At 42.4% G+C, this 12,321-nt stretch carries 9 protein-coding genes; 1 reads left to right on the top strand and 8 read right to left on the bottom strand.

From position 1 onward, the window contains the following. Nucleotides 1-159: 159 nt before the first annotated feature. Nucleotides 160-3,009, bottom strand: coding sequence for a DNA polymerase I (gene polA / locus AB5217_RS24420; protein WP_115484380.1), 2,850 nt, complete (start codon nucleotides 3,007-3,009; stop codon nucleotides 160-162). Between the two features lie 88 nt (nucleotides 3,010-3,097). Here polA and AB5217_RS24415 point away from each other — a divergent pair, with 88 nt between their 5' ends. Further along, nucleotides 3,098-4,072, top strand: coding sequence for a polyprenyl synthetase family protein (locus tag AB5217_RS24415; protein ID WP_004296710.1), 975 nt, complete (start codon nucleotides 3,098-3,100; stop codon nucleotides 4,070-4,072). Here AB5217_RS24415 and AB5217_RS24410 read toward each other — a convergent pair whose 3' ends face one another. The 7 genes from AB5217_RS24410 to mnmG all read right to left on the bottom strand — a co-directional run bounded on the left by AB5217_RS24410 (nucleotide 4,073) and on the right by mnmG (nucleotide 11,458). Next, a complete protein-coding gene (locus AB5217_RS24410) occupies nucleotides 4,073-4,753 on the bottom strand; it encodes a DUF1266 domain-containing protein (protein WP_008023795.1) in 681 nt (226 codons plus the stop codon). 394 nt (nucleotides 4,754-5,147) lie between these two features. Beyond that, nucleotides 5,148-6,050 carry a deoxyribose-phosphate aldolase gene (deoC, locus tag AB5217_RS24405; protein WP_009001400.1) on the bottom strand — a complete coding sequence of 301 codons (903 nt, stop codon included), beginning with the start codon at nucleotides 6,048-6,050 and terminating at the stop codon, nucleotides 5,148-5,150. Continuing rightward, entirely contained in the window at nucleotides 6,037-6,375 is a 339-nt protein-coding gene (locus tag AB5217_RS24400; protein ID WP_004296714.1) for a nucleotide pyrophosphohydrolase, read from the bottom strand. Before AB5217_RS24400 ends, deoC begins: the two co-directional genes overlap by 14 nt. Before the next feature lie 19 nt (nucleotides 6,376-6,394). Beyond that, nucleotides 6,395-6,847: a D-aminoacyl-tRNA deacylase gene (gene dtd / locus AB5217_RS24395; protein ID WP_008023798.1), complete on the bottom strand. Its 453-nt coding sequence runs from the start codon at nucleotides 6,845-6,847 to the stop codon at nucleotides 6,395-6,397. Between the two features lie 238 nt (nucleotides 6,848-7,085). Continuing rightward, on the bottom strand, nucleotides 7,086-8,921 hold the full coding sequence (gene uvrC, locus AB5217_RS24390) for an excinuclease ABC subunit UvrC (RefSeq protein WP_009001401.1): 1,836 nt from the start codon (nucleotides 8,919-8,921) through the stop codon (nucleotides 7,086-7,088). Nucleotides 8,922-8,990: 69 nt separating this feature from the next. After that, nucleotides 8,991-9,521 (bottom strand): adenine phosphoribosyltransferase, encoded by a 531-nt coding sequence (locus AB5217_RS24385; RefSeq protein WP_004296718.1) that lies wholly within the window; start codon nucleotides 9,519-9,521, stop codon nucleotides 8,991-8,993. 50 nt (nucleotides 9,522-9,571) lie between these two features. Next, nucleotides 9,572-11,458, bottom strand: a complete 1,887-nt coding sequence (mnmG, locus tag AB5217_RS24380) for a tRNA uridine-5-carboxymethylaminomethyl(34) synthesis enzyme MnmG (protein WP_032842845.1) — start codon at nucleotides 11,456-11,458, stop codon at nucleotides 9,572-9,574. Between the last annotated feature and the right edge of the window lie 863 nt (nucleotides 11,459-12,321).

Genomic DNA, 12,321 nt, shown 5'->3' with positions numbered 1-12,321 from the left:
AAAAGATTAATAGCAGGGTGGGATAATGAATTCTTATGGGAACTTATTTTACATGATTTATAATGCGTTTTCCCTGCTGATAAGGTGGAGTCTCCTTGTGTAATTAGTGTCTAAAAGATAGCAATTCCTTATTGAGGTGGCCTTTATTCACTTGATGGTTTAATGTGCCTCAAGCCAGTTTTTGCCCCATCCGCAATCTGCTTTCAAGGGGACGTGCATGCGGTATGCTTTCTCCATTTCTTCGATGACGATTTCTTCTACACGCTCTTTTTCATTGACAGGAACGCTGAAATTTAATTCGTCATGTACTTGCAGGATCATTTTGGCTTGTATTCCTTCGGTCTGGAACCGTTGATAGATACGTGCCATTGCTACTTTTATAATATCTGCCGCACTTCCCTGGATAGGGGCGTTGATGGCATTTCGTTCCGCATATCCGCGTACAACGGCATTCCGCGAATTGATGTCCGGTAAGAAGCGCTTCCGATGGAAGATTGTTTCCACATAGCCTTTTTCCTGGGCCACCTGAATGCTTTTATCCATATATGCTTTCACTCCCGGATAAGTTTCAAAGTAACCGTCGATTAACTCTTTGGCTTCTTTACGATCTACATTCATTCGTTCGGCAAGACCAAATACGGATATGCCATAGATGATACCGAAATTGGCAGTCTTGGCTTTACGGCGCATGTCGGAACCTACGTCTTTCAGGTCGATCTTATAAACTTTGGCAGCAGTGGCCGCATGAATATCGTGATTGCTAAGGAAAGCATCAATCATATTCTTATCCTCGCTAAGGTGTGCCATGATGCGCAATTCAATTTGCGAATAGTCGGCAGAGAAGAAGAGGCAGCCTTCATCGGGGATGAAAGCCTTGCGGATTTCTTTTCCATTCTCGTCGCGGATAGGGATATTTTGTAAGTTCGGATTGCTTGAACTAAGGCGTCCCGTAGCGGTTACAGTCTGGTTGAAAGAGGTGTGCACCCTTCCTGTACGTGGATTGATAAGCTGAGGGAGTGCGTCGATATACGTGCCCAATAGCTTTTTCAGTCCGCGATGTTCCAGAATCTTTTCTACTACCGGATGTTTGTGCCGGAGGCTTTCGAGCACTTCTTCTGAGGTGACGTACTGGCCGGTCTTAGTCTTTTTTGCCTTCTCTACGATTTTCAGTTTGTCAAACAGTACCTCACCGACTTGTTTGGGCGAAGCGATATTGAAAGTCTCACCGGCCAATTCGTAAATCTCTTTTTCGATTTGCTCCATCTGGGCGGTGAAATGGGCGGACGACTGCTTCAATGCTTCCGTATCCAGCAATACCCCGTTCCGTTCTATATTAACCAATACGGGAACTAGCGGCATTTCTATATCATAGAACAAACGTTCTGCGTCATTTTCTTTCAGTTCTTTCTCCAATACATTTTTCAGTTTCAGAGTTACGTCTGCATCTTCGCAGGCATATAGATATACATCTTTCGGGTCGAGATCGCGCATGTTCTTCTGATTCTTTCCTTTGGGACCTATCAGTTCGTCAATGTGGATAGTCTGATAGTGCAGGTAAATTTCCGCAAGATAATCCATGCCATGACGAAGTTCCGGTTGAAGAACATAATGAGCGATCATCGTATCGAAAAGTGGACCTTTTACTGTTGCGCCATAATTTTGAAGAACAATCATGTCGTACTTGATATTTTGTCCGACTTTTAACGAATTCTCATTTTCGAAGACCGGACGGAACTCATTTACGATTTTTAACGCTTCGTCTTGGTCCGATGGTACGGGAACATAAAAAGCTTCATTCTCTGCAATCGAAAAGCTCATTCCGACTAATTCGGCATCCATTGGTTCGGTTCCGGTGGTTTCCGTATCTAACGAGAGAATTTTCGATGTAAGTAACTTTTGAATAATTTCCTGCCTTTTCTCCTCTGTATCAATAAGTTGATAGCTATAAGTGAGCGATTCTAACGTCTCTAGGTTCGATTTTTTTGCTTCACCCGGTTCATCGGGCGTGAAATTCGCAAATAAATCGCCTTGCATTCCGCCTCCTTCTTCGGGAAAAAGTGGAAGAGGAGAGGGGGCACTTTTTCCAGTAGCAACTTTGCTTCCGGTGGCAGAGGTTATTCCGTTTCCGGAAATATCTTTTTTGAGCACCCGGTCGATGAGTGTTCTAAATTCCAATTCCTCGAAAATGCTGCGGAGTGAATTCTCGTCTGCTTCTTCGCGGACAAGAGCATCCATCTCAAGTTGGATAGGGACATCGATTTTAATGGTGGCGAGAAATTTCGAGAACGTAATCATTTCCCGATTGGTTTCCACTTTTGTTTTCAATGCTCCTTTCAGTTGGTCGGTATGTTCCAATAGGTTCTCGATGCTTCCGAATTCGGAGACCAGTTTTTGAGCAGTCTTTTCTCCTACTCCCGGACATCCGGGAATGTTATCTGAAGAGTCGCCCATCAGTCCGAGCATATCGATCACCTGTGTCGGAGACTGAATGTCAAACTTGGCTTTCACTTCCTCCACTCCCATCACTTCGAAACCTCCTGTGTGTTTGGGGCGATACATAAATACTTTGTCACTTACCAGCTGCCCGTAATCTTTGTCGGGAGTCATCATATAGGTAGTGATACCCTGGCGACCGGCTTCGGTAGCGAGCGTACCTATCACATCATCGGCTTCGTAGCCTGCCACTTCCAGAATGGGGATGCGGTAGGCGCGTATAATATCCTTTATAATAGGTACGGAAAGACGAATTGCTTCCGGAGTTTCTTCGCGTTGCGCTTTATATTGTTCAAAAGCCTCGTGGCGGAAGGTGGGACCTGCGGGGTCGAAGGCTACTCCTATATGAGTGGGATTCTCTTTTTTCAATACTTCTTCGAGGGTGTTCACAAAACCCAGTATGGCTGAAGTGTTGAATCCTTTGGAATTGATTCTTGGGTTCTTAATAAAGGCGTAATACGCCCGATATATCAATGCATAAGCGTCTAAAAGAAATAATTTATTACCTGAATCCATAGATTTAATTAATTTTTCATGGTAAAAGTACAAAAAAATACGGTATTAAGCGTTTTATTATTACTTTTGTGCTCAAATTGTGTAATAAATGGACAGTATCTCACTTATCAGAACTCCGATTGAAGCGGAACTGGGCGACTTCAAAGAACTTTTTGATAGTTCTCTCTCCAGTTCAAATGCATTGCTCGATAGCGTCGTATCTCACATACGGCAGAGGAATGGTAAGATGATGCGGCCTATTCTTGTTTTACTCGTGGCACGTCTTTATGGAGCTATATGTCCTTCCACTCTTCATGCGGCTGTTTCACTGGAACTCCTTCATACGGCCAGCCTGGTACATGATGACGTAGTGGATGAAAGTTCCGAACGTCGTGGACAGCTCTCGGTAAATGCTATCTTTAATAATAAAGTAGCGGTGCTGACGGGTGACTATTTATTGGCAACCAGCCTTGTACACGCCGAACTGACAAACAGTCATCGTATTATTCAGCTTGTGTCCACTCTTGGACAGGATCTTGCTGACGGTGAGTTGCTTCAGCTTTCAAATGTAAGTAATCACAGTTTTTCCGAGGAAGTCTATTTTGATGTAATCCGCAAGAAAACTGCTGCTCTTTTTGCTGCCTGCACAAAGGCTGCCGCTTTCTCGGTAGGTGTGGGTGAGGGGGAAGCTGAACTTGCCCGTTTGCTGGGCGAATATATTGGTATCTGTTTCCAGATAAAAGATGATATTTTCGATTACTTTGATAATAAGGAAATTGGTAAACCTACGGGTAATGATATGCTTGAAGGTAAACTGACATTACCCGCTTTGTATGTGCTGAATACGACGAAAAACGAGGAAGCGCAAGAAATTGCAATCAAAGTAAAGGAGGGTACGGCTACTCTCGATGAAATAGCTCATTTGATTTCGTTTATTAAAGAAAACGGAGGTATTGAATATGCGGTTCAGACTATGAATGTCTATAAGCAAAAAGCCTTCAATCTATTGGCTTCTTTGCCGGATTCCGATATCTGTGCAGCTCTCCGGGCTTATCTGGATTATGTAGTAGACCGCGAAAAATAGTTACTTCCGGTATTTTGCCAGAAGTGAATAGCACAATAATAACCGGTCCCAATCTTCTATCTTTTCCGATTTCATCGCTTTTCCTAAAAGGAAACTCTTGTCTATTTCTTCCGCTGTATGAAGATCTAAAGAACATAATTTGGCGGCTTGCTCTATGTAGTCCCAGGCTTTCTCTTTGGTGATGTGACCACATGCTTGGGAGGCGCGCGCCAGGCTCACAAGCAGTCCCATATCCCATCCGATAATGCCTTTTTCCAAGTCATTTATCCATATAATAGGATCCCTTCTTTCCTCTGTATATTTCACAAATTTGTATAGATTCTTTCCTTGACGGATAAAGCGTTCCACTCCGAAAAAACGCTTTTGAATGATGTTTTCGAACTCGTTGATGTTCTCTGTAGAGAGTAAATAGGGGAGCATAATCTGGTAGGAGACTCTGTCGCCTTCGTTGATAAGGAACTGGAATAGTCCGGTGGCGGACTCATTATCGGTGCAGTGAAACTCCTCTGTTAGCAGTTTGGATAGCTTTTGCGGATGGATTCCGGTCTCCATGGAGTTGAGATAGAAGCCTTGCAGTCCGGCTTCCATATAACCGATGCGTAGTCCCTTCTTTTTCTCTGCTCCGAGGATGAGGTTCAGAGGGTTGTGATTGAATCTTAAGGTTCTTGTATATGCGTCCATCCTAATACCTCCAAAGGTTCATGAAAAGCGTGAGAACTGTTGCCATGTATTTTCCTGAGGCTTCGGCAAGCCGTTATGAGTATACAAGCAACAGTCCCACGCTCCATTCGATATATAACAAAAGTATATACATGAAGGTGCGTGAGACCCGTTTGCTTATTACCATTCATAACTTTGAATTTTGCCGAATTCCAGGAATTGGTAATAAATGAAACGTTCTCTAATATAACTAATTAGCTATATTTTCATCGCTAAACCTTTTACAAAGATAAGTATTTTTCTGAATTCTCCTGTAACTATCTTTAGATTTTCTTAAATAAAAAATACCGCGTCGGTTCCCGGAGTACGGGAATCGCGCGGTAAGGCGTATTTGATTGCTAATGTAGCCTTTAGCTTAGAAGAACTTGATTTCTTCCCCTTTGATGTCAGAAAGAAGGAGGTTGGCTAAGCGGCTGGTTCCCAGGCGGAACAGTTGATTATCCAGCCATTCTTCACCCAATAGCTCTTTTACAATTGTGTAGTAAATAATCGCATCATTAACGGTATTGATGCCACCCGCCGGTTTGAATCCAATCTTGATTCCGGTCTTCTGGTAGTATTCTTTGATGGCTTCACACATCACATAAGCGGCTTCCGGAGTAGCGGCAGGCTGTTGCTTGCCGGTGGAAGTTTTGATGAAGTCTGCGCCCGAGTACATGGATAGGATAGAGGCTTTCTTGATGTTGGAAGCACTCTTTAGTGCACCAGTTTCGAGGATCACTTTGAGGTGGCGTTCCTTGCAAACTTCCTTTAATTCCTGTATTTCTTCACACATTCCTTCGTAGTCTCCGCTTAGGAATTTGCCGATGGAAATGACAATATCTATTTCATCTGCACCTTCTGCGATTGCTAATGCTGTTTCTGCCACTTTTACTTCTATAAATGTCTGTGAAGAGGGGAAACCTCCTGATACACAGGCTATATTGACTCTGTCTACCTCCAGCGTATTCTTAACGATGGCTGCAAAATTGGGGTATACACAGATTGCTGCAACATTTTTCAGATCAGGATATTCGTCGTCAAACTGATTGACTTTTTCGGTAAAGTGCATCACACTTTTGTCACTGTCTGTACTATTCAAAGTAGTCAGATCAATACAGTTGAACAGGAACTTCTTAACATCTTCCGTGTTGTTTTCCGGCACTTTTTTCTCAATCAATTCAGCTACGCGAGCTTGAATATCTGCATCGCTCAGATTGGTATTATACTTTGCCAATGCGGCATTGTACTTGTTGGGCTGTGAGTTATTCTCTTCCATGATCTTTCAGTTTTGGGTTGTTGATATGTCTTTTATTATCTCGTTTCGTTTTCTTATCCATGCTTTTCTGGAAAGCAGTGGTTATGTCTACACCTGTCTGGTTGGCAATGCAGAGAAGCACCCATAAAACGTCTGCTATCTCTTCATCTATATTATCTTTCTCTCCCTCTTTAAAGGATTGATCTCCATATTTGCGGGCCATGACACGCGCCAGTTCTCCTACTTCTTCCGTCAGAACTGCCATATTGGTCAACTCGCTGAAGTAGCGGACGCCGTATGTTTTCACCCATTGGTCCACTTGTTTCTGTGCTTCTTCCAGAGTCATAATTGTTGATGGTTGGTTATTATTCTTTGTTTTTTGTATCCATGCATATAGTAACGGGACCGTCGTTTAAAAGTTCAACTTTCATGTCTGCCCCAAAGATGCCTGTGCCTATTTCTTTTCCCAATGCACCGCTTAAATCTTTGCAGAATTGTTCGTAGAGTGGGATAGAGACATCCGGCTTGGCAGCTTTGATATAGGAGGGGCGATTTCCTTTCTTGGTAGAAGCGTGTAGCGTGAACTGGCTGATAACCAGAATCTCACCTCCATCTTCTAAGATAGATTTGTTCATTACACCATTCTCATCATCGAAGATACGTAGATTTACAATCTTCTTGCAGAGCCAGTCGATATCTTCCTGCCCGTCTGCTTCTTCAATACCGACTAATATCAGCATCCCTTTCCCAATGGACGACTTACAGTGTCCTTCAATGGTTACTGACGCATGGCTTACCCGTTGTATGACTATTCTCATTGTTATTTATTCTATTTCATGATTAGGAAAGGCAAATTTACAAAATTCAGAAGAGAAAACGGTGTGTTGGTGGGAAAATATTGTGAATTCGCTCCGTAGTCAATAGGACTATTCGTTATTATTTGTTGTCAATTCGCTATCTTGGTAGTGATAATCAACTTATTGATTGTTATGGTTTGAAATTTAGAGCGGCACTGCTCGAACTTTCGAACAGTGCCGCCTTGGCTGACGTATTTCCTTATTGTTGTTCGTTATCTAAACCTTCTTTTACAGTCTTGGCTTTCGCTTCTCCAATCACAGCGGAAATCTCCTCAAAAGAGGCTTCTTTGATCCGTTTTACGCTCTTAAATTCTTTCAGAAGCGCTGTTTTTGTCTTTTCTCCAATCCCTTTGATATTGTCTAATGCCGATGCTACCTGCCGTTTGCTGCGTTTATCACGATGGAAACTGATGGCAAAGCGGTGCACCTCATCCTGAATCTGTGTCAGCAAACGGAATAACGGGCTTTGCTGTTTGATACCGATAGTCTGCGGAGGAAATCCGAAAAGCAGTTCCGATGTGCGATGGCGATTGTCCTTTGCCAGTCCGGCAATCGGGATTGTTAAGTTCAGCTCATCTTCAATCACCTCTCTAACGACCTCCATTTGGCCTTTTCCACCATCGGTGATAATCAGGTCGGGCAGAGGGGTGTTTTCTTCAATAGCGCGCTGATAACGTCTTCTGACGACCTCTTTCATGGATGCATAGTCGTCAGGTCCTACAACCGTCTTTATATTGTATTTCCGATAATCCTTCTTTGAGGGTTTAGCCTTTTTAAAGACAACGCAAGCGGCCACGGCATCAGAACCCTGTATGTTTGAGTTGTCAAAGCATTCAATTTGCAAAGGCGGTCTGTCCAGATGCAACTCTTGCTGTATCTCTTTCATTAATCGCATACTTCTTTGCTCCGGATTCAGCTTTTCCGCCTGTTTTAGACGGTCGGCTTTGTATTGCTTCACGTTTAGAATCGAAAGATCCAGCAATTTCTTTTTATCTCCCCGCTGTGGAACGGTAAATACGATGTTGTTTAGCTCCAAATCAAGTTCAAAAGGCACTATAATCTCTCTGGATTGACTCTTATAGCGTTCCCGCATTTCGATAATACCCAGTGTCAAAAGCTCTTCTTTTGATTCATTCAGCTTCTTTTTATATTCGAATGTAAACGCCTGGTTAATGGCACCGTTTGTAATATGCAGATAGTTGATGAAAGCGGAATTGGACTCGTCCTCTTCAATAGAAAATACATCTATGTTGTGCAATACAGCACTTACTACCTCCGATTTGGAACGGTAATTTTCTATCAGAAGATATTTCTCTTTCACCTTCTGTGCTTCTTCAAACTTCATCTCACCAGCTAATGTCTGCATCCTTTCCAGTAACATACGGCTGATTTCTTGTGTATTTCCTTTTAGGATCTCTTTGATTTCATCAATGTTTTTGAGATAATCCTCCTGTGATTGTAGCCCGATGCATGGTCCTGCGCAGTTCTTTATATGATATTCCAGGCATACGTTAAACTTACCAGCCCGTATATTCTCCGGAGTTAGGTTTAAACTGCAAGTTCGCAAAGGATATAAATGCTTTATCAGATCCAGTACCGCATACATGGATGGTATGTGACTATACGGTCCATAATACGAAGAACCGTTCCTGATAATCTTCCTTGTTCTGAAAACTCTGGGAAAATACTCGTTTTGTACGCAAATAGAAGGGTATGTCTTGTCATCCTTTAATAGAACGTTGTAGCGCGGCTTATATTTCTTTATCAGATTATTCTCCAGCAATAACGCATCTTCTTCCGTGTTGACTACAATATAACGAATATCGGCGATTTTGCTGACCAGCACTCGTGTCTTTCCCGGTTCATGCTCTTTGCTGAAGTAGGAGTAGACTCTTTTCTTTAGATTTTTAGCCTTTCCAACGTATATAATTGTGCCCTCCGTGTTCAAGTATTGGTAAATACCCGGTTTCTCGGGAAGGTTGGCTACAATCCCTTTCAAATATTCATTGGCTCTGCTTTCTGGTTCTGTATTCATAATTGTTAGGTACGAAAGATCGCTAGCTGCTTACTTTTGACACATTCTCTGCAAATAGAGGCAAATCCTTTATAAAGACAATACCGATTCTACTTCTACGTCATCTCCGAACAAAGATTTTCCATTCAGTTCTTTCAATTCGATGATGAAGTTTACATATACCTTTTTAGGCTTTAGTCTTTTCACCAATTCGCAAGCTGCTTTCATGGTGCCTCCTGTTGCCAGCAAATCATCATGTAGTAGAATTACGTCGTTTTCGTCCAGTGCATCTTTGTGAATTTGCACCGTGTCTTTGCCATACTCCTTATCGTAGCTTTCTTCAATCGTTTCTGCTGGGAGTTTGCCCGGCTTGCGGATTGGAATAAAACCGGCGTTCAGACGGGTTGCCAGAATCGGTCCCATAATAAAGCCTCTTGATTCTATACCCACCACTTTGGTGATTCCTTTATCCTTATACATATCGAACATGATATTGGATAATTCCTGCAAGCACCATGGATCTTTGAATAGAGTAGTGACGTCGTAGAACAGGATTCCGGGAATCGGAAAATCGGGTACTTCCCGAATGCTTTTGATTAGTGTTTCTTTGCTCATAATCATTGAATTATATCGTTTCTTTAAATGCTTTGTTTCACGTGAAACGTTGCCGCTTATCGTCCCGAAAGCACCAGCAGCACGTTGATGTCGCTAGGAGAGACTCCCGGAATTCTGCTCGCTTGCGCGATTGTTTCCGGATTTATCTTTGCCAGCTTTTGCCGAGCTTCGGTGGAAAGGGATTGAATGGTGGAATAGTCAAATTTTCCTTTAATCTTAATACTCTCCAATCGTGCAAGTTTTTCAGCTATCATTCTCTCTCTATCAATATATCCTTGATACTTGATTAGGATTTCGGCAGCTTCGAGAATCTCTTCTTTCCGGTCTTGATCCGAACTCGTCGCTTTTTCCAGTTCGCGTTGAAACGCCGGAACATATTCTGCTATATTTTCTATTGTCACTTGCGGGCGGTTCAGAATCTCTATCAACTTACAACCTTGACGTAGGGGCGTTGTCCCTATCTTTTCGAGAGCATTGTTGATTAGTGCCGGTTTCATCGAATAGTTGCGCGCGAAAGAAATGATTTGTTCCACGGCTTCTTTCTTGCCTCTTACTAACTGATATCGATCTTCTTTTGCCAACCCAAGCTTAAATGCTTTCTCTGTTAAGCGCATATCGGCATCATCCATGCGAAGCAGAATGCGGTATTCCGCACGCGAGGTAAACATACGGTAAGGTTCATCCACACCTTTGGTAACCAAATCGTCGATTAATACGCCAATATATGCTTCATCGCGAGCCAAAGTAAATGCTTCTCCGCCGTGGCAGTTAATGTGTGCATTGATACCGGCTATCAATCCTTGTCCTCCTGCTTCCTCGTATCCGGTGGTTCCGTTTACTTGTCCGGCAAAGAACAAATTTTTGATAATCTTCGATTCCAACGTATGTTTTAATTGAGTCGGATCGAAATAGTCATATTCGATAGCGTATCCCGGGCGGTAGATAACCAGATCTTTGAAAGCCGGGATTTGTTTTAATGCTGCAATTTGTATTTCCATCGGAAGCGAAGAAGAGAATCCGTTAAGATATAACTCTTGTGTCGTTTCTCCTTCCGGTTCGAGAAATAACTGGTGCTGATCTTTATCCGGGAAAGTGACAATCTTGGTTTCGATGCTCGGACAATAGCGTGGCCCGATACTTTGAATCTGTCCGTTGAACAGGGGAGAATCCGGCAAACCTTCACGCAGAATCCGGTGTACTTCTTCATTAGTGTAGCATGTCCAGCATTGAAGTTGCTTTAAGTGGTGCGTGCTAGTATTCATGAATGAGAACTTGTGGAAGTCCGATTCGCCGTCTTGTGTTTCCATCTGGTCAAAATGAACACTACGTGCGTCAATTCGTACCGGAGTACCGGTTTTCATTCTTCCGTAGGTGATACCGTGGCGGGCGATGGATTCGGTCAACTGATAGGAAGCCGGTTCGGCCATTCTTCCTCCCGGTAATTTATGACGTCCTACATGCATCAGTCCGTTGAGGAAAGTTCCTGCGGTGAGCACAATGCATTTCGCTTTGAAGGTGACGCCCCATGCGGTGACCAATCCTGTGACCTCACCGTTTTCTACGAGCAGTTCACATACGGTATCTTGCCAGATATGAAGGTTGGGTGTATTTTCCAGTTTCTCTCGCCAGGACCAAATGAACTTAGCCCGGTCGCATTGGGCGCGGGGGCTCCACATGGCTGGACCTTTCGAGCGGTTTAGAATTCGGAATTGAATGGCAGTCTCATCTGTCACTAATCCCATCTGTCCACCCAATGCATCTATTTCACGTACAATTTGTCCTTTGGCGATTCCTCCTACAGCCGGATTGCAACTCATCTGTCCAATCTTGTTCATGTCCATAGTGATGAGACAAGTTTTGGAACCTAAATTAGCAGCGGCTGCCGCTGCTTCACAACCAGCATGTCCGGCACCAATTACAATTACGTCGTACTTAAAATCCATTCCTATCTTATTTATTATCAAACGCTGCAAAGTTACAGAAAAGTTGTGAGACTTGTATCTTCAAGCTGTTTTTGCTTCTGAAAATCCGAGGAGGAATCCGGCTTAACTGAAAAAAACGTCGTAATTTCGGGTTAGAAATATGCAGATTGTTCGAAAATAGACCGCTTATTGGCTTTTGTGATTGTATATTTTGGGATGGAATGGCAATAGTTTGTCTTTTCAATCCCTTGTTTTGCTTTCTTTTTGTTAGTTGTGTGCTTGCTCAATTATGAGTGCAACTAGAGAGTAAAAGGAAAGATTTGTTGAAAATGCGGATTGTTGTGAAAATAAACGTGAGGTTTACACTCAAAATCTACCCTACGTCTTGACATAAGTCAAAAAAATAAGTCTGAATGTAATTTTTTGTATGATGGCTTTTGCTGTTTTCGCAAACAGCTATACCTTTGCAGTGTAGTTGTGAAACTACTTATATTTTAGGTATTAGAAAAAGGTAATAATTAAAAGGTATTAGTTTATAAAACTAAGGTATTAGATTTTAAGATTAGTTTTTAGGAAAAAGATTGTTTTGATTAGGTATTAGGAAAAAGACGTTTTCAGGTAAAGAGTAAATGAAAGATGAAGAAAAAGAAGAATCCCATTTATGGGGATTCTTTAAAGGTGGGGCGGAATGATTCGCTCTTTTTTTGTGCCCTTTGTTCATTCTCTTCACATTGAGATAAGTCTCAATTTATCAGTCTTTTTACGTGATTCGTTGAGTGAAAATACCTCTTTCACATCCTTCACAGTCGTAAGCGTCTCCGCGATTCTATATAGTGTATTAAAATAAAAAGGCTAATGATCCCTTTTTAGTCATTAGCCTTTTC

It is taken from the genome of Bacteroides sp. MSSM.1001136sp1_RTP21357st2_D2_RTP21359_211015 (assembly GCF_040913205.1).
GTDB lineage: Bacteria > Bacteroidota > Bacteroidia > Bacteroidales > Bacteroidaceae > Bacteroides > Bacteroides ovatus.
This window is presented reverse-complemented; position numbering and strand designations above follow the sequence as displayed.